This is a genomic window from Prochlorococcus marinus CUG1435, from assembly GCA_017644375.1.
Taxonomy (GTDB): Bacteria; Cyanobacteriota; Cyanobacteriia; order PCC-6307; family Cyanobiaceae; genus Prochlorococcus_A; species Prochlorococcus_A marinus_AH.
This window is the reverse complement of sequence record JAEPLP010000001.1, coordinates 374,443-391,231: the sequence shown is the minus strand read 5'-3', so window position 1 is coordinate 391,231 and position 16,789 is coordinate 374,443. Positions and strand designations below refer to the sequence as shown.

20 protein-coding genes are annotated in these 16,789 nt (G+C 31.0%); 10 read left to right on the top strand and 10 right to left on the bottom strand.

The genetic code is table 11. The features are described 5' to 3' along the window. Positions 1 to 43 precede the first annotated feature (43 nt). The 6 genes from JJ844_02350 (at position 44) to JJ844_02325 (ending at position 3,291) form a co-directional block, all read left to right on the top strand. Positions 44 to 190 carry a hypothetical protein gene (locus JJ844_02350; protein MBO6974519.1) on the top strand — a complete coding sequence of 49 codons (147 nt, stop codon included), beginning with the start codon at positions 44 to 46 and terminating at the stop codon, positions 188 to 190. Between the two features lie 17 nt (positions 191 to 207). Then, positions 208 to 975: a HEAT repeat domain-containing protein gene (locus JJ844_02345; GenBank protein ID MBO6974518.1), complete on the top strand. Its 768-nt coding sequence runs from the start codon at positions 208 to 210 to the stop codon at positions 973 to 975. A gap of 148 nt (positions 976 to 1,123) precedes the next feature. Next, the gene (locus JJ844_02340) at positions 1,124 to 1,339 is read left to right on the top strand and encodes a DUF2997 domain-containing protein (protein MBO6974517.1); all 216 of its coding nucleotides are present in this window, start codon (positions 1,124 to 1,126) and stop codon (positions 1,337 to 1,339) included. After that, positions 1,326 to 1,718, top strand: a complete 393-nt coding sequence (locus tag JJ844_02335; protein MBO6974516.1) for a DUF1257 domain-containing protein — start codon at positions 1,326 to 1,328, stop codon at positions 1,716 to 1,718. The genes JJ844_02340 and JJ844_02335 overlap by 14 nt, the downstream gene beginning before the upstream one ends. A 9-nt stretch (positions 1,719 to 1,727) precedes the next feature. Beyond that, positions 1,728 to 2,087, top strand: a complete 360-nt coding sequence (locus JJ844_02330) for a ferredoxin (protein ID MBO6974515.1) — start codon at positions 1,728 to 1,730, stop codon at positions 2,085 to 2,087. Positions 2,088 to 2,097: 10 nt separating this feature from the next. Next, positions 2,098 to 3,291, top strand: coding sequence for an aldo/keto reductase (locus JJ844_02325; protein MBO6974514.1), 1,194 nt, complete (start codon positions 2,098 to 2,100; stop codon positions 3,289 to 3,291). 2 nt (positions 3,292 to 3,293) lie between these two features. Here JJ844_02325 and rsmG read toward each other — a convergent pair whose 3' ends face one another. Then, positions 3,294 to 4,007 carry a 16S rRNA (guanine(527)-N(7))-methyltransferase RsmG gene (rsmG, locus tag JJ844_02320; GenBank protein MBO6974513.1) on the bottom strand — a complete coding sequence of 238 codons (714 nt, stop codon included), beginning with the start codon at positions 4,005 to 4,007 and terminating at the stop codon, positions 3,294 to 3,296. 89 nt (positions 4,008 to 4,096) lie between these two features. Between rsmG and JJ844_02315 the strand changes: the two genes are divergently transcribed. Both JJ844_02315 and JJ844_02310 read left to right on the top strand, forming a co-directional pair. After that, positions 4,097 to 4,537: a J domain-containing protein gene (locus JJ844_02315; GenBank protein MBO6974512.1), complete on the top strand. Its 441-nt coding sequence runs from the start codon at positions 4,097 to 4,099 to the stop codon at positions 4,535 to 4,537. Between the two features lie 15 nt (positions 4,538 to 4,552). Further along, complete coding sequence (locus JJ844_02310) at positions 4,553 to 4,810, top strand: DUF3143 domain-containing protein (GenBank protein ID MBO6974511.1); 258 nt, start codon at positions 4,553 to 4,555, stop codon at positions 4,808 to 4,810. A gap of 8 nt (positions 4,811 to 4,818) precedes the next feature. Here the strand turns inward: JJ844_02310 and bioA are convergent, their stop codons facing one another. From bioA to JJ844_02285, 5 genes are read right to left on the bottom strand one after another with little or no spacing between them, the layout of a single operon-like run. After that, complete coding sequence (gene bioA, locus JJ844_02305; GenBank protein MBO6974510.1) at positions 4,819 to 6,120, bottom strand: adenosylmethionine--8-amino-7-oxononanoate transaminase; 1,302 nt, start codon at positions 6,118 to 6,120, stop codon at positions 4,819 to 4,821. Beyond that, complete coding sequence (gene bioD, locus JJ844_02300; GenBank protein MBO6974509.1) at positions 6,121 to 6,786, bottom strand: dethiobiotin synthase; 666 nt, start codon at positions 6,784 to 6,786, stop codon at positions 6,121 to 6,123. After that, on the bottom strand, positions 6,783 to 7,553 hold the full coding sequence (locus tag JJ844_02295; protein ID MBO6974508.1) for a methyltransferase domain-containing protein: 771 nt from the start codon (positions 7,551 to 7,553) through the stop codon (positions 6,783 to 6,785). Before JJ844_02295 ends, bioD begins: the two co-directional genes overlap by 4 nt. Then, positions 7,537 to 8,250 carry a hypothetical protein gene (locus tag JJ844_02290; GenBank protein ID MBO6974507.1) on the bottom strand — a complete coding sequence of 238 codons (714 nt, stop codon included), beginning with the start codon at positions 8,248 to 8,250 and terminating at the stop codon, positions 7,537 to 7,539. The genes JJ844_02295 and JJ844_02290 overlap by 17 nt, the downstream gene beginning before the upstream one ends. Beyond that, a complete protein-coding gene (locus JJ844_02285) occupies positions 8,247 to 9,386 on the bottom strand; it encodes an 8-amino-7-oxononanoate synthase (protein ID MBO6974506.1) in 1,140 nt (379 codons plus the stop codon). The genes JJ844_02290 and JJ844_02285 overlap by 4 nt, the downstream gene beginning before the upstream one ends. Before the next feature lie 139 nt (positions 9,387 to 9,525). On the opposite strand from JJ844_02285, the gene JJ844_02280 reads away from it, so the two are divergent. Further along, positions 9,526 to 12,252: a DEAD/DEAH box helicase gene (locus JJ844_02280; GenBank protein ID MBO6974505.1), complete on the top strand. Its 2,727-nt coding sequence runs from the start codon at positions 9,526 to 9,528 to the stop codon at positions 12,250 to 12,252. 9 nt (positions 12,253 to 12,261) lie between these two features. Here the strand turns inward: JJ844_02280 and JJ844_02275 are convergent, their stop codons facing one another. Both JJ844_02275 and JJ844_02270 read right to left on the bottom strand, forming a co-directional pair. Further along, on the bottom strand, positions 12,262 to 13,647 hold the full coding sequence (locus JJ844_02275; GenBank protein ID MBO6974504.1) for a class II fumarate hydratase: 1,386 nt from the start codon (positions 13,645 to 13,647) through the stop codon (positions 12,262 to 12,264). A gap of 48 nt (positions 13,648 to 13,695) precedes the next feature. Then, positions 13,696 to 14,991 carry an adenylosuccinate lyase gene (locus JJ844_02270; protein MBO6974503.1) on the bottom strand — a complete coding sequence of 432 codons (1,296 nt, stop codon included), beginning with the start codon at positions 14,989 to 14,991 and terminating at the stop codon, positions 13,696 to 13,698. 281 nt (positions 14,992 to 15,272) lie between these two features. On the opposite strand from JJ844_02270, the gene JJ844_02265 reads away from it, so the two are divergent. Beyond that, complete coding sequence (locus tag JJ844_02265) at positions 15,273 to 16,085, top strand: TlyA family RNA methyltransferase (protein ID MBO6974502.1); 813 nt, start codon at positions 15,273 to 15,275, stop codon at positions 16,083 to 16,085. Position 16,086: 1 nt separating this feature from the next. Here JJ844_02265 and JJ844_02260 read toward each other — a convergent pair whose 3' ends face one another. Together JJ844_02260 and JJ844_02255 are read right to left on the bottom strand one after the other, a co-directional pair. Continuing rightward, positions 16,087 to 16,425: a P-II family nitrogen regulator gene (locus JJ844_02260; GenBank protein MBO6974501.1), complete on the bottom strand. Its 339-nt coding sequence runs from the start codon at positions 16,423 to 16,425 to the stop codon at positions 16,087 to 16,089. Positions 16,426 to 16,449: 24 nt separating this feature from the next. Continuing rightward, a complete protein-coding gene (locus JJ844_02255) occupies positions 16,450 to 16,695 on the bottom strand; it encodes a hypothetical protein (GenBank protein MBO6974500.1) in 246 nt (81 codons plus the stop codon). Positions 16,696 to 16,789: the final 94 nt, after the last annotated feature.

Sequence of the window (16,789 nt, the reverse complement as noted above, 5' to 3'; positions counted from 1 at the left end):
TCTTGGAATAATTCTTTAAAAGTTTCTTAAACAGGTTATTATTGTGTTAATTAATTTTGAATCTTTGGGTTTTATTAAGACAAAAATTTTACCTTTCGCTATCGTCGCACTCTTTGGGATCGCCTTTTTTGCAGTTAGCGCAAGAATTTGGTTGCCAGGAGATATGATGTCTCCAGCTCCCCTTGATTAATATCTTAGTTTTTGAAAATGACAAAAAATAAGAATTCGAATAAAGAAAGCCTAGCTGAAATAGCAGTTGATCCAGAAGTTTTGGCTAGGGAATTAGCTTTAGAGATTGAAATAGATCCTTTAGAGCAGATAGATGAAGATGCTTTTTCAAAAGGTTTAAATATTACTCAAGAGTGCGATCAAGCCTTAAAAATGCTTAAAGGGAATAGAGAAGAAAGAATACAGGGCTTAAGAATATTTTGTGAATATAGAGATGAAAGATCGTACCCCCTTTTGTTACCATTACTTGATCAACCTTGTCCTGTTGAGAGAATGAGTGCGGTATATGCTTTAGGTCGTAATCCATTTCCTAGTGCAGTCCAAAAACTTGTAAATCTTTTGAAGACTGATGATAACGCCTATGTTAGAAGAGCCACAGCATGGAGCTTAGCTAATTATGATAACCAAATTGTTTTAGAGCCATTAATAAATGCTTTGAAGAATGATGTAGCTGCAGTGAGGTTATGGTCATCCAGTTCTTTAGCTGAAATTGGAAATGTTTCGTTGGAAAATGCTCAACTAGCCGCCGAGCAGCTTTTAATAAGCTTAAAGATAGACAATGAATCAGGTGTTAGAAGCAATTGCATTTGGTCATTATGTAGGTTGTTTGAAAAATTAAACAATACATTTCAAGAAAGTTTTGTTGATGAATGTACCAAGATAGCTCTTTTTGATAAAGAACCCTCCGTTATGGAAGAAGCAAAAACTGCTTTAGATTCAATGGGTATGCAGGGTTTTTATAATTAAATTTCAAAATTTTTTAGCGAGCAAGGAACAAAAAAAATTAATTTATCAGATATTCAATAAAAAAATTAAAATTAATTAACTTGTACCAACTGAAACAAAAAATTTTCGTTATTCTGTATAAAGTAAAAGTACTCAGTACTTGAATTTAATGCCTCAAAAAACATTGAGATTCAAAATTCATCAAGACGGTAGAGTTGAAGAGACTGTTGAAGGATTCACAGGTAACTCATGTGATGAAGCTACGAAAAATCTCGAAGACGCTCTCGGTAAAGTAACAGTCAAGAATAAAACATCTGATGCTTTCATCTCTAATCAAAGTGAAAACTTAACACAATTAAATAACGAATCTAATGTCACATTTTAGTACGATTAAAACCCAGCTCAAAGAAGCAGAGCCATTAATTAAGGCTTTAAAACATTTCGGTTATAGTATTAATCAAGAAGAAAAGTTTGTGAAAGGATATAAAGGTCAATTCACAGCCGTTGATATAAGTATGCATTTACCTGGTGATACCCAAGTTGGATTTAAATGGGATAACAATTCTAATGCATATGAATTAGTTACTGACCTTGATCTATGGAAATTTGAGATTCCAGTAGAAAGATTTATCTCAAAAGTTACACAAATGTATGCATACCAAACAATTATTTCTAAAACGCAAGAAGATGGATATCAAATTGTAGAGCAAAAAAATAAAAATGATGGTTCTATTGAATTGGTCTTAACCAAGTGGGAAAACTAATGTCAACATATGGATTTTACGGATCCATTTCATAATACTGAAGAAAATATTGAGATTACAGGCTGTGAGCCCGTTCTAGGTGGTCAGTTAGCCGAAAAAGCTGTATGGGTTGATGAAGCTAAGTGTATCGGTTGTCAGTATTGTGTTCATGTCGCTTCGAATACTTTCACTGTTGATGAATTTCATGGTAGAAGTCGAGCTATTAGGCAAGATGGAGATAGTTCTGATGTCATACAAGAAGCAATAGATACATGCCCTGTTGATTGTATTCATTGGGTCAAATTTGAAGAATTGGATGATTTAGAGAATAGTCTTGATAGGGATATGTTTCAAACATTTGGAAAGCCACCGAGAATGAATAAGCACTAATATCAAAAAGATGCAATATCGTAGATTTGGTAGAACCAATCTGAAGATTCCAGTTTTATCTTTAGGTGGTATGAGATTTCAAAAAAGTTGGGATCAATTAGATTTTTCTAAGGTTTCATATGAAGAACAAAATAAAGTAGAAAATATATTAGATCTTGCAACACAATATGGTTTAAGTCATGTAGAAACCGCCAAGTACTATGGAACTTCTGAGGTGCAATTAGGGATGTGTTTTAAGAATACTAAGAAAATCCCAAATATAATCCAAACAAAGATTCCACCAAATAATGATCCGGAAATTTTTAAGCAAGATGTATTATCTAGTATTGAAAAATTGAAAGTTAAAAAAATTGATTTGTTAGCAATACATGGTATTAATACTGCTGAACATTTACATCAGGCTATTCGAGATGGAGGTTGCATTGATATTTTGAGGAATTTTCAAAAAGAAAATTTTATTGGATCTATTGGATTTTCAACCCATGGAAAATCTTCACTTATTGAAAAGGCCATATCAACAAACTTATTTGATTATGTAAATTTGCACTGGTATTTCATTAATCAGGAGAATACAAAGGTTATTAATTTAGCCAATAAGCATGATCTTGGGGTTTTCATAATAAGTCCCACTGATAAAGGGGGACATCTTCATACTCCCTCAAGAAAAATGTTGGAATTTTGTAAACCTCTCCATCCTATAGTTTTTAATGATCTTTTTTGCTTAAGAAATCAAAATGTCCATACTTTGAGTGTTGGCATTGCAAAAGAGACAGATTTTGCTCTGCATTTAGAAGCTGTCTCGTTATTATCAGAATCTGAGAAGTATGTGCCTAAGATAATTAACAAATTAAGGCAGGAATCAATTAATTCCTTGGGTTTAGAGTGGCATCAGAATTGGTATAGAAATTTACCAAGTTGGGAATATACACCGGGAAATATTAATATTCCTGTTCTTCTTTGGCTTTCAAATTTAATTGATTGGTTAGGTATGGAAGGATATGCAAGAGCTAGATACCAATTGCTTGGTAATGGAAGCCACTGGTTCCCAGGATTCAACGCAAATTTACTAGATGTAGATGTTTCTGAAGGACAATTATTGAAAGTATTAGAAGGTCATATAAATCCAAAAAAAGTAATAAGAAAATTGAGAAATTTAAAAGAAAAGTTTGGAGATAACAATGCTAAAAGATTATCAAAAAAATAATTTCATAATGGATTTTTTTCAGGTTTGCCAACTTTTCTTGGGTAAATTTCAGGACAAAAATTTTTTGGTTGAATAAGAATAATATTTCTGGTGCCTTTATTTCTTGGTAATAGTATCTCTTTTTTTTCTTTAACTTCCCCTTCTAATATATCTAAAGTTCTATCTAGATTTTTGCTTTCTTCATTCGTCCATTTGCCACAATATAAAACTCCAAACCCTTCTTTTTTTAACATTGGTAGTATATATTCTGAAACTGTTGATGGATTACTAACCGCTCTGGTTGTTGCAATATTAAAATTATTTCTCATTGACGATTGGTGGGCTAAGTTCTCAATACGATCATTGATTACATGAATATTGTTTTTGAAATTGATCTGATCAACTAAGATTTTTATTGCATCTGTTTTCTTTTTCAAAGAATCAATTAGGTATATCTCAGAATTAGGATGAGTTATTGCATAAGCTAAACCTGGGAAGCCACAGCCTGATCCAATATCTAAAAATTTTTTATTATCAAAATTAATATTAGTGAAAGCTTTGAATGGCCAAATGCTGTCAAAAACTTGAGATACCCAATAATCATCCCCATCAGTTAATCTTGTGAGATTGGTTTTATTATTTAATTCTTTAATTTTAATTTGCAACTCTTGAAATAAATTTATTTCTTCTTCAGTTATTAAGGAAAAAATTTCTTCTGGAATATTTTGTTTTTTCATTTCGTTATAAATATGAACTTTAACCATCCATTAAATACATTCTATTTAGTAAAAATTTATTAGAATTATAATATTAATAAAAGATTATTTTGAAAGGGGAAACTTCCTATTACAAAATTTTAGGTGTAAATGAAAATGCATCCAATCATGAATTAAGAAAGGCATTTTGTAAACTTTCTATTGAGTTGCATCCAGATACAACTTCATTAGAAATAGAAGTTGCTAAAAGTAAATTTCAAGAAGTTCTTGAAGCTTATGAAAATTTAAATAATAGTAATTTAAGAAAAATATATGATGATAAACTAAAAGAAAATTCTATAAGTAGAAATAATACTAACGTTTTAAATAATTTAGTAATCGATTCTAATAATCAAAATTTAATAGGAAATAGGAGACCTTTTTCGAATGGAGAATTGTTTTCGTTGTTTCTTTTAATTATGATCATTTCTATAAGTTTAATTTGTTCAATTTTTATTGCTTCTTTTACTGGAAAAGAATTAGAGACAATACCGCTTTGGCTAATTAAATAATTTTAAAAAAAGTCTGTGAATCCCTCTGAAAAACCGATCAATCAAAATTCACTGCAATCATTGGAATTGTGGCTAACTGATTTAGGTGCTATGAAGGATATTAATAATCCATCTAAATGGAATCTATTACTTTCAAATTGGAATGCAACTATTATTTTTGAACAAGAAGATTTAAGTGTCATCTGGGAAAGTGAAGGACAAGAAACTAAAAGATTATTTTCCTATTGCATTAAAAGAGAAGATGTAGAAAATGCAATAATGCAGGGACCTTGAATTTCTGTCTAAAGATTTTCTAATATTTGCCTTATTACCAAGTAACTTTTTTCTAATTGCTCATCGGTTATACAGAGAGGTGGCAAGAGATAAATAACATTCCCGAGGGGTCTAATAAATAAACCTTGCTCTATTGCAAGACTCTTGATTTCTTTCCCAATATTATTGAAATAACCTTTTTTGTTTCCAATATCTAAATCGAAGGCAGCAATTGTGCCTGATACCCTTATTTTTTTTATATAAGGTAAGTTTTTAAATTTAATTAAGTGAGATAAATGTTTTTCTTCAAATGAAATGTATTTGTGTGGTTCTTTTTCTAATAAATCAAGGCTAGCGTTTGCCGCAGCACAACCTAAAGGATTAGCAGTAAAACTATGTCCATGCCAAAAAGTTTTTCTTGGGGAATCATCAATAAAGGATTGAAAAATGTTTTCTTTACATAAAGTTATTCCCATTGGTAAAAATCCACCAGTTAAGCCTTTTGAAATACTTATTAAATCAGGAACGATTTTTGCCTTTTGAAATGCAAAAAGACTTCCACATCTTCCAAACCCAGTCAAAACTTCATCAGCAATTAACAAAGAATTATTATTTTTTATAATTTCTGAAACTTTTTTTATAAACTGAGGCCTAACCATATTCATTCCTCCTGCTCCTTGAACAAGTGGCTCAAGGATTACTGCAACTGTGGGAGTTTTAAGTAGAGTTTCTAATTTTTGGATCGCCTCATTTTCTTTATTTTCTACTTCTTCATCGTTCATCCAAGTTGAAGGCCAGGGGACTCTCCTAACTGGGAACATAAGATTATCGAAATTCTCATTAAAAATATTTCTTTCACCTAAAGCCATTGCTCCAAATGTATCGCCATGATAGGCGCCATCAAAAGCTACTATTTGAGTTCTTATTTCTTCTCTATTTTGCCATGATTGGAAGGCAATTTTTAAAGCGACTTCCACTGCGGTAGAACCGTTATCAGAAAAGAATAATCTTTCTAGTTTTGTTAATTCACTAAGTCTTTCCGCTAATTTTTTTGCCTGTGGATGTAAAAAATCAGCAAATATAACTTGCTCAAGTTTTTTTGATTGATTGAAAATGGCATCCGCAATGTATTGGTTACTATGTCCATGAAGAGTTACCCACCAACTACTAATTGCATCTATCAGCTCTTTTTTAGGATTTTTAGTAAATAGGAGGGCATCTCTACCATGAGTTACTTCTATTTGCGGTTCGCTGTTATTGATTTGTGTAAAAGGTGGCCAAATATTTGGGTGCCAATCTTGATTTGGAGTTTTTGAATCCAAAGATTTCATTTAACTTATTTTTGAGTTTAAAAGTGAGATCAACCTATTCTTGATGTCTAGTTCTTTCCATAGTATATCTAAATTGTTTGAGTCCATTTTTTTGATATAAGGAAATTCAGCAATTAACGGAATACCACTAAAATCAACTAGAGTTTTTGGATTATCTAGGTGTTTTTTGCCATTGACTACTAAACCTAAAATCTCAATATTTCTTCTTTTTAAGGCCTCAATACTAAGCAGGGTATGGTTAAGAGTGCCAAGTGAGCTCTTACATACAAGTATTACCGGAAGGTTCCATTGTTTTATTTGATCTATTTGCAAAAAACTGCGTGTTATTGGAACCATTAATCCACCTGCAGTTTCTATAATTAATGAGCCTTTCACGTTTGGCAACCTCAACTTGTCAAAGTTAATTGTTTTTTGATCTATTTCAGCAGCCCAATGAGGAGATAGAGGTTTAGTAAAGACATAAGCTTCTTTGATGATTTTCTCTTTACTTAATTGTGCAAGTTTTTCAACAGTTTGACTATCAGTTTGCGATTCAATACCGCTTTGAATAGGCTTCCAATAAAAGGAATTTAATCCTTTAACGAAAAAAGAGCTTATTAAAGTTTTTCCAATATCAGTATCTGTTCCACAAATTATAAATTTGAAAATACTATCCTGACTACTCATAATTTCTTTATGATTTGAATCTCAATTTGCCATGAAAGGTTAACTGTATTATTGTAATTCTTTGGCCAAAACTTTTGAATTTTTTTTAACTCCTTCACTGTTTTGCGTTTACAATTTGTTGATTGTGCCCCTACATTTTTAATGCTTCTAAAAAGCTTATATACATCTTCAAAATTTTCAACATAATTAAACTTTTCTGAATAATGAATTTCAGTTGATTTGAAATCTTTTAATAATTCTTTAGAGCAAAGGAAATTAATACCACTATATTCAATATCAATTTTTCTACAAGTATCTTTCCATTCAGGAAAACAATTTTTCGTTGGATAAGAAATGATTAAAAAACCTCCTGATTTTAATTTACTAAACCAATTTTTTATTATCTTTTCTGGGTTGTTTAACCAATGGATGCAAAAGTTAGATGTTAATAGAGAACAGTTATTGATTTCAGGGGGTAAATCATTATTTAAATCCCATAAAATTTTTTTACTAGATAATTTATTCTCAAGAAGCATTTTTTTGCTGAAATCAATTCTGGCTACTTCTTGGGAAGAAAATTTTTTTTCTATTTCATCAGCTAATATTCCTGGTCCTGATCCTAGATCTATCCATTCACCTTTTTTTTGGGGATTTAATTCTTTGATAAATTGAACAATCTTTTTTGCAAAAAATTTCTGAATATTTGAATGCTCCAAATACCGATATGCAGCATCATTGAAATTATTTTTTATTTTCTCATTCCACTTTTTACTATCCATTTTCATCATCAAGTGAATTAATTAAGATCTCGTATAAATTTAAATTATTCAAGCAATGACCTTGCTGAGCTAATTTAATTAAAATTGGCTTCCTATGAAGTGTTTTATTTAAGGAATCTAAGAAGTTATTATTTGATTCGTTGTCAAGAATCAAATCGTTTTCTGATTTTATAAAAATAATTTTGCAATCTTTTCTTAAAAATAATGGAAAATCTCTATTGATGTAAAGTTGTTTTAAATCACCTAAAAGAAGAGTTTTATTTAAACTCTCTAAACTTTTATAAAAGATATTTTTAAAACCATTACTCATATTATTTGGCATAAATGATCTATGTATAAATTCTTTCAACATATCCTTAGGTTCATCTTTTATGATTTTTGTTTCCATTCTTTTTAGAGACCTCAAAATAAAGTTTCTTTTATTACTTAAAGGAAGAAAATTATTAAAAGAATTTATTAGAACAATATGAGTTGCTTCTTTTAAGATTTTTTTTTGCATTAAATGAAAACCAAATGAATGGCATAAAGTCATTTTGATTTCTTTTTTAGATTCGCTTTTAATCCATTTTGCTTGATATTTATTTGTTGAAAAATAGCCCCTTTCATTATCTTGCCAATGCCAATTATTATTTAAAAAATCAACTTTATAATCATCCCAGAAATATTTATTTAGCCCCCAACCATGTTGAGTAATAATTTGTTTCATTTAAACTCTTTTAATACTGCAATGAAATTTTTTAGAAGATTCAAATCTAAGTTTCTTCTTATTGTTATTCTGATTCTTGATTGCCCAACTGGAACAGTAGGGGGTCTTATCGCAATTGCTAAAAACCCATTCTCCTCAAGATGTTTTTGTAGATAAATTGCTTTCTCTTCTTGGCCAACAATAATTGATAAAATGTGAGAATCTCCCTGAATTGGAAAACTAAAATTTTTAATAATTTCATGTTTCCATATCTTCGCAGAAGATAACAACTCATTACCCCATTCTTTGTTTTTTAAAATTTTTTTTAAACCTTCTAGTGCTCCAGCAGCTAAAGATGGCGCAAGAGCGGTTGTGTACCTAAATGCACCACTTGTTTGGATAAGATACTCACCAATTTCTGAATTGGAGGCTATAAAAGCTCCACCGCTGCCAAATGCCTTTCCAAAAGTTCCAGTAATTATAGTTATATCTGAACGACAATTAAAACTTAAACCCCTGCCTTCAGGGCCCAAGATCCCAATTGCATGGGCTTCGTCAACTAATAATTGAACATTATTTTTTTTGCAAATTTCCGTTATTTCTCTGAGCGGTGCAATTGATCCCTCCATGCTATAAAGAGATTCGACAACAACTAAAATGGAATTTTTTGTGGGGTTAGATTTAATAATTTTATCTTCTAAATCTTTTAAATTATTGTGAGAAAATCGCACTAGTTTAGCTTGAGCAGCTTTAACTCCAACCAATAAAGAGTTATGAATTAATTTATCTGCTATTACGATACTATTTCTGTTTGCTAAAGCCTGGATAGCGGCTATATTTGCTTGAAATCCGCTTGGGAAAAGTAATACTTTCTCTTGATCAAGCCACTTGGCAAGTTCTGTTTCTAATAATTTATGTATTGGCCTTGAACCTGTAATAAATCTAGAGCTTCCTGAACCAATACCTTCTAACATGCTTATTTCGTAAGCAGCTTTTATTAAATCCTTGTCCCTATTTAATCCAAAATAATCATTACTACATAAGTCTACAAGTTTTTTATTTTGCGAATTTAAACTAAGAAGTTCGAATGATTTTTCACCTAAAGAAAATGTTTTTAAATTACGGATTCTATTTTTTGGAATTTTTATTTTTTTCATTTTGGCAAAATAAAATATAGTGGATTTAATTAAAAAGATTTAGATTTACTATTAAAGTTTGCAAGGTATTTTTTGTTTATTAATATCTATATAGATCATATATTAAGAAGTTAACTCATCCTCTCTTCAATCACAATTATTGCTTAATTTAGAGGAATATTTCCCATTTCCGCTAGATGATTTCCAATTAGAAGCAATTCGAGCTATAAATAGCGGAAATTCTGTTGTTTTAACGGCACCAACAGGTTCGGGTAAAACATTGATAGGTGAATTTGCTATATATAGAGGCTTATCTCATGAAGGTAGAGTTTTTTATACAACACCTTTAAAAGCCCTATCAAATCAAAAGTTTAGAGATTTTGCTAATCAATATGGTGAGAATAAAGTTGGTCTTTTAACTGGAGATATAAGTATAAATAGAGAAGCACCAATCTTAGTAATGACGACTGAGATTTTTAGGAACATGCTCTATGGCGAATTTGATGAATTTGATGATCCCTTAGAGAATTTAGAATCTGTAATTCTTGATGAATGCCATTATATGAATGACCCCCAAAGAGGCACAGTTTGGGAAGAAACTATAATCCATTGTCCTACTAGAACTCAAATAATAGCTTTATCAGCAACAATAGCCAATGCAGATCAACTACAAAATTGGATAGAAAAAGTTCATGGGCCCACAGTACTAATTAATAGCGATAAGAGACCAGTCCCACTTGATTTTATTTTTTGTAGTGTTAAAGGCCTGCATCCACTTTTAAATAATAAGGGTAATGGAATTCATCCAAACTGTAAGATTTGGAGAGCTCCTAAAGGGCAGAAAATGAGAGGAAAAGTGGGCAGGATAATGCAACCAAAGTCTCCCTCAATTGGCTTTGTGATCTCTAAACTAGCTGAACGCAATATGTTGCCAGCTATTTATTTTATTTTTAGTAGAAGAGGATGTGACAAGGCTATTGAGAATTTAAAAGACTTAACTTTAGTAAGTTATTCAGAAGCGAATATGATATCCCAAAAATTAGATGTTTATCTTAAAAATAATCAAGAGGCAATTAAAGATAAATCTCAATGCGAGGCATTAAAGCGAGGTATTGCATCTCACCATGCTGGATTATTGCCTGCATGGAAAGAATTAGTTGAGGAATTATTTCAGGAAGGTTTGATAAAAGTTGTTTTTGCAACTGAAACTCTCGCTGCAGGGATTAATATGCCCGCAAGAACTACTGTTATTTCTTCTTTATCAAAAAGGACCGAAGATGGGCATAGATTATTATTTAGCAGTGAATTTTTGCAAATGTCAGGTAGAGCTGGAAGAAGAGGCAAAGATACCCAAGGATACGTTGTTACATTACAAACAAGATTCGAAGGTGCTAAAGAGGCAAGTGCACTGGCTATTAGCAAACCAAATTCTTTAGAGAGTCAATTCACTCCTAGTTATGGAATGGTACTTAATCTTTTACAAAGTTATACTTTAGAGAAGTCTAAAGAATTAATTAAAAGAAGTTTTGGTAGTTTTTTATATTTAGGTGAATCTTCAGGTGAGAATATAATTCTTGAAAATTTAGATAAGGATTTAATTGAATTAAAAAAAATTACATCTAACGTTTCATGGAAAGATTTTGATGCCTATGAAAATTTAAAAAATCGTCTTAAAGAGGAAAGAAGACTCTTGAAAATTTTAGAAAAACAAGCAGCAGAAAAATTATCAGAAGAGATCACTAATGCACTCCCATATATTAAAGATGGAAGCTTAATTTCAATCAAAGCTCCTCAAATTAAAAGAAAAATTGTTCCAGGATTAATTTGTAAGAAAATATATGAATCCAAAAAAATTAAGAGTTTATTGTGTTTGACAATTGATAATTTATTTATTCTTATAAAACCCTCATACATAGTAAGTATTTTTAATGATTTGGATGTAATTGATGTAATAGGACTTGAAGTGCCAAAGATGTATTTTTCTGGAGAGGTATTTAGGGGGGATGATATGTCGCAGTTTTATGCGGATAGAATTTTAAAAGTTTCTAAAAAAAATGATTTACAAACTCCACAATATGATTTGTCAACGGAAGTTTTGGCACAACAGCAACTAATTAATAATTTAGAAGAAACAGTCAATGATCATCCCGCACATAGATTTGGAGACTCTAGGAAATTAAAGAAATATAGAAAAAGAATTGTTGATGTTGAACAGGAAATATATATGAGAAAAAAACTTCTTGAGGATAAAGAAAATCATAACTGGAGAACTTTTACCGATTTGATTAAAATTTTGAATAATTTCGGTTGTTTAAATGATTTGGAATTGACAGAAGTTGGACAAACAGTTGGTGCAATAAGAAGTGAAAATGAATTATGGATTGGTCTTGTTTTAGTTAGTGGTTATTTAGACGATTTAGATCCTCCTGAGTTAGCTGCAATTATTCAGGCTATATGTGTTGATATAAGAAGGCCTAATCTTTGGTGTAATTTTAAGCCTTCTTTAAAGGTAATAGATGTTTTTCATGAATTAGATGGTTTAAGAAAATTAGTCGCTTCTCAACAAAATAAGTTTCATATTGAAATTCCTATTTATTTAGAAACAGAGTTGACTGGAATTATTTCTGAATGGGCAAGGGGTAAAAAATGGAAAGATTTGGTTTTTAATACTTCATTAGACGAAGGTGATGTAGTGAGGATTATTAGAAGATCAATTGATGTTCTTTCTCAAGTTCAATACTGTATCGGTGTAAGTAATAAATTAAAAAGCAAAGCAAAGCTAGCATTAAAAGCTATTAATCGTTTTCCTGTTACTGAATCTAATGATTTTATAAAAGTCTCTGAAGATATTAATCCTGCGACAAAAAGAATTGACAATGATTCATAAATTTTTTAATCAAATCATTGAATTAATATTCATTGCTTCATCAAATTCATCTTCGTTTAAATAACCTAATTTAAGTGTTGCCTCTTTTAAATTTAATGATTCTTTGAAGGCAAGGTTTGCAATTTCAGCCGCTTTTTCATAACCAACTTTTGGCACTATGGCTGTTACCAACATTAGTGAATTTTCTAAATTAAACTTCATTTTCTTTTGATTAGGTTCCATACCATCAACTAATTTTATTCTGAAATTTTCTATTGCATTTTTAAGTAATTTTAAACTTGTAAGAATATTAAATCCAATCAGAGGCTTATATTCATTCATCTGCAAAGTGCCGCTAGAATTTGCTATTGAAACTGCATATTCAAGACCCATTATCTGAGTACAAACCATTGATAAGGCTTCGCATTGAGTCGGATTCACTTTACCTGGCATGATAGAACTTCCAGGTTCATTTTGAGGGATAATTAATTCATATATTCCTGATCTTGGTCCTGAAGATAGAATTTTTATATCATTTGAAATTTTAAACAATGCACCTGCTAATATTTTTATCTGACTCATTACTTGAGCTAGACGATCATGCGAGGCCATGATAGAAAAATTATTTTTTGATTTATAGAACATTAGATTAGTATCATCGGAAATTGATTTTATAGAATCTTCACAAAATCCTTTTGGACAATTAATCCCTGTTCCAACTGCAGTTCCTCCCAGAGGTAAAAAATACAAGTCATTCAGACTTATAATAATTGCATTCTCAGCATCTTTAAGTTGCTCTGACCATCCCGATATTTCTTGCCCAAAAGTAAGGGGCACTGCATCTTGAAAATGGGTTCTTCCTATCTTTATGAGGTCTTTCCATTGTTCACTTTTTTTATCAAGGATCTTAGTAAGTTCTCTTATCGTTGGAACTAAATTTTTCATTATTTCATTAACAACTGATATTTGAATAGCAGCAGGAAAAGTATCATTAGTTGACTGAGATTTATTTACATCATCATTCGGATGAATTGGTTGATGACTACCAAGATCGGAATTTGTTTTTAATGCTGCAATATTTGAAATTACCTCATTTACATTCATATTTGTTTGAGTGCCACTACCTGTTTGCCAAACCCTTAAGGGAAACTGTGAATCATGAAGCCCATCAAGTATTTCTGTACATGCCTCCACAATCAAATCTTTTTTTATTTTATCTATTAAACCTAAATTGAAATTCGCAATTGAAGCAGCTTTTTTTATGAGGGTGAGTGAATAAATTAACTCAATTGGAATTAATTCTTCTCCAATAGAAAAATTTATTATCGATCTTTGTGTTTGAGCGCCCCACAAAGCTTCAATAGGAACCTCTATTGTTCCCATACTATCTTTTTCAATCCTAAAGTTTTTTGTCATTATTCCTCTGAAAACACTGGTTTAACTTAGATAAGGTTTTCAGTAATCCTAGATACCTAACTTCTCCCATATTACACTTAAATTATTGAGATGAATTGAAGGATTAAAACATTCTTCTAAGTCACTTTGATCAATAAAATCCATTATTTCATTATCTCTCTCTATATTTTGTTTGAAATTCCCATTATCTGTATTCCAAGCCTGATGCGCATTTTTTTGTACTAAGCTATAGGCTTTTTCTCTAGATAATCCCTTATCTACAAGCAAAAGTAAAACTCTCTGACTAAAGATTACACCACCATATATATTTAAATTTTTGAGCATATTTTTTGGATAAACTTCCAAATTACTTACTATATCTTTCATTTCCCTAAGCATAAAATGCAAACAGATTGATACATCAGGTAACATGATGCGTTCATTTGAACTATGGCTTATATCTCTTTCGTGCCAAAGTGGAACATTTTCCAGTGCTGTTAAGACGTAACTCCTTAAAATTCTTGCTAAACCGCTTACTCTTTCACTTCTAATAGGATTTCTTTTATGAGGCATGGCAGAACTTCCTTTTTGCCCTTTTGTAAAGCCTTCCTCAACTTCTAAAACATCAGTTCTTTGTAAATTTCTTATTTCAGTTGAGAATCTATCTAGAGAAGCGCCCACCAGTGCAATAGTTTGTACATATTCTGCATGTCTGTCTCTCGATATAACCTGCGTACTTGCTGTATCTGGTTTTAATCCGAGTAAATCACAAGTTATTTGTTCTACTTTGGGATTCGTATTGGCGTAAGTTCCCATTGCACCACTTATTTGTCCAACTGCTACAGATTCTTTCAGTGTTAATAATCTTTTTTTGTGCCTTATTATTTCTGCTAACCATCCAGCAAGTTTAAAACCGAATGAAATTGGCTCCCCATGAATTGCATGAGATCTGCCAATCATTAATGTATTTTTATGCTTCCCCGCTAATAATCTGACTTCATTTTCTAGGTTCTCAATTTCTTCTAATAACAATTTGCAAGAATCTTGTAACTGAAGAGATAAGCCAGTATCAAGTACATCACTACTTGTCATACCAACATGAATGTATCTTCCAGAATCTCCTACAAATTCATTAACGCTTGTAAGAAATGCTATTACATCATGTTTAACTTCTTTCTCAATTTCTGTAATTCTAGATTCATCAAACTTTGCATTTGAACGTATCTCTTTCATTGCATTCTCAGGAATTTTACCGAGAGAAAAATTTGCTTCACATGCAGCTATTTCAACTTTAAGCCAACTCTGGAACTTTGCGCTTTCAGTCCAGATTGCCCCCATTTCGGGTAATGTGTAACGCTCGATCACAATTTTTATTAATTATCAATTTAAACTTTATAACCAAAATCGAATTATTGCCCTATACCTTAATGATGTACTTGCCATTGAACATATTTGTCTGATTATTATTTTCTTATGTAACATTATTCTGGCTAATAAAAAAAGCTTAAGTATAAAAATGTTTTCATTTATTCCTTTCGTTAATAATGGGTAAATTTTTAGTTCTAATTTAAAATTGGAAGGTATTAAAGAATTTGGATCTTAATCTTGTAGAAGTTAATTATTCAGTCTTTTTTATTGATTAATAGATGACTAAAAAAAGTAGATTAGATCTTTATCTTCTAAATAAAGGTTTTTGTAAAACTCGTCAAAAGGCCCAAGGTTTAATTCTTGCAGGCAAGGTTAGAGATATCAATGGAAAAGTATTGGATAAACCCGGACAGCAAGTATTAATTGGTTCTGAATTTCTTATTGATTCTGAACCTATGTTTGTTTCAAGGGGAGGCGAAAAATTATTGGAGGCATTTAAAAGACTTGATATTAAAGTAAAAGATAAAATATGTATTGATGCAGGAATCTCTACTGGGGGGTTTACTGATTGCTTATTGCAACAAGGAGCAAAACTAGTTTATGGGATAGATGTTGGTTATGGACAAACTGCATGGAAGATTAGAAATAATCCAAAAGTCATACTTTTTGAACGAACTAATATTCGAAATTTAAAACCTAATGATCTTTTAACTAGAAGTAATGAATTACCAAATTTTGTGGTTGCTGATTTGTCTTTTATTTCATTAAAGTTAGTTTTTAAATCAATTGGTAATTTATTAGAAGGTGATTTTATTGAGGGAATATTTTTAATTAAACCCCAATTTGAGGTGGGTAAAGATAAAGTTAGTAAAGGTGGTGTTGTTCGCAATCCTAAATTCCATACTGAGGCTATAGAGTCTGTTATTCATGCGGCTAAGAATTTTCAATGGAATATAAAGAATTTGATAGCTTCTCCGCTGGTAGGACCTGCTGGAAATCATGAATATCTAGCTTGGATGACCTTAGGAAGTCAATCTAATAAAAGGATTAACAGTGAATATATACAAAATTTAGTAAAAGAAACTCTTTGAATTAAAGAGCTTCTTCATCTTTGTCGCCAGTTCTAATTCTCACGACAGAATCAATTGATGTGATGAATATTTTTCCGTCACCGATCTCTCCAGTTTTTGCTGCTTCAGCAATCGCATCTATGACTGAATTAACCTTTTCATCTTCTACGACAACTTCTACCTTGAGTTTTTGGAGGAATTCAACAGTAAATTCGGAACCTCTATATCTTTCAACTTGTCCTTTTTGCCTCCCAAAACCTCTGACTTCACTAACTGTCATTCCAACAATACCAGAGTTTACTAAGGCAATTTTTACATCCTCCAGCTTAAATGGACGTATGATTGCTTCAATTTTCTTCATGATTAAAGGTTGAATATTCCTATTTTAATTGTTTTTTGGGAAAACATCCAACATTGAAATATCAGAAAAACATTTAATATCAAGGCCTGCATTAGTGGCGTCTTCAATTAATAATTGGGAATTTTCTTCAGAAATTATTACTGTACTATTTGATAAAGATTCCCACTGATCATTCTCAAAGTGCGTTTGAAGCCATAACATTCCAATCGCGCTTTTTGGTTGAAGGGATTTATTAAAGTTGTTATCGATAGTTATCAAACAAATGTCCATTAATTTTTCATTGAACTAAACACATATAACCCTTTTAACCGACATTATGAATGTTATTGATGATACAAAAATGAGATTTAACAGTATTTGACTT

What these genes read in the sequence shown, in the direction of transcription:
- JJ844_02345 (MBO6974518.1), top strand. Translation starts at nt 208, where the DNA reads ATGACAAAAAATAAGAATTCGAATAAAGAAAGCCTAGCTGAAATAGCA.
- JJ844_02340 (MBO6974517.1), top strand. Translation starts at nt 1,124, where the DNA reads ATGCCTCAAAAAACATTGAGATTCAAAATTCATCAAGACGGTAGAGTT.
- JJ844_02335 (MBO6974516.1), top strand. Translation starts at nt 1,326, where the DNA reads ATGTCACATTTTAGTACGATTAAAACCCAGCTCAAAGAAGCAGAGCCA.
- JJ844_02330 (MBO6974515.1), top strand. Translation starts at nt 1,728, where the DNA reads ATGGATTTTACGGATCCATTTCATAATACTGAAGAAAATATTGAGATT.
- JJ844_02325 (MBO6974514.1), top strand. Translation starts at nt 2,098, where the DNA reads ATGCAATATCGTAGATTTGGTAGAACCAATCTGAAGATTCCAGTTTTA.
- rsmG (MBO6974513.1), bottom strand. Translation starts at nt 4,007, where the DNA reads ATGAAAAAACAAAATATTCCAGAAGAAATTTTTTCCTTAATAACTGAA.
- bioA (MBO6974510.1), bottom strand. Translation starts at nt 6,120, where the DNA reads ATGAAATCTTTGGATTCAAAAACTCCAAATCAAGATTGGCACCCAAAT.
- bioD (MBO6974509.1), bottom strand. Translation starts at nt 6,786, where the DNA reads ATGAGTAGTCAGGATAGTATTTTCAAATTTATAATTTGTGGAACAGAT.
- JJ844_02295 (MBO6974508.1), bottom strand. Translation starts at nt 7,553, where the DNA reads ATGATGAAAATGGATAGTAAAAAGTGGAATGAGAAAATAAAAAATAAT.
- JJ844_02290 (MBO6974507.1), bottom strand. Translation starts at nt 8,250, where the DNA reads ATGAAACAAATTATTACTCAACATGGTTGGGGGCTAAATAAATATTTC.
- JJ844_02285 (MBO6974506.1), bottom strand. Translation starts at nt 9,386, where the DNA reads ATGAAAAAAATAAAAATTCCAAAAAATAGAATCCGTAATTTAAAAACA.
- JJ844_02275 (MBO6974504.1), bottom strand. Translation starts at nt 13,647, where the DNA reads ATGACAAAAAACTTTAGGATTGAAAAAGATAGTATGGGAACAATAGAG.
- JJ844_02265 (MBO6974502.1), top strand. Translation starts at nt 15,273, where the DNA reads ATGACTAAAAAAAGTAGATTAGATCTTTATCTTCTAAATAAAGGTTTT.
- JJ844_02260 (MBO6974501.1), bottom strand. Translation starts at nt 16,425, where the DNA reads ATGAAGAAAATTGAAGCAATCATACGTCCATTTAAGCTGGAGGATGTA.
- JJ844_02255 (MBO6974500.1), bottom strand. Translation starts at nt 16,695, where the DNA reads ATGGACATTTGTTTGATAACTATCGATAACAACTTTAATAAATCCCTT.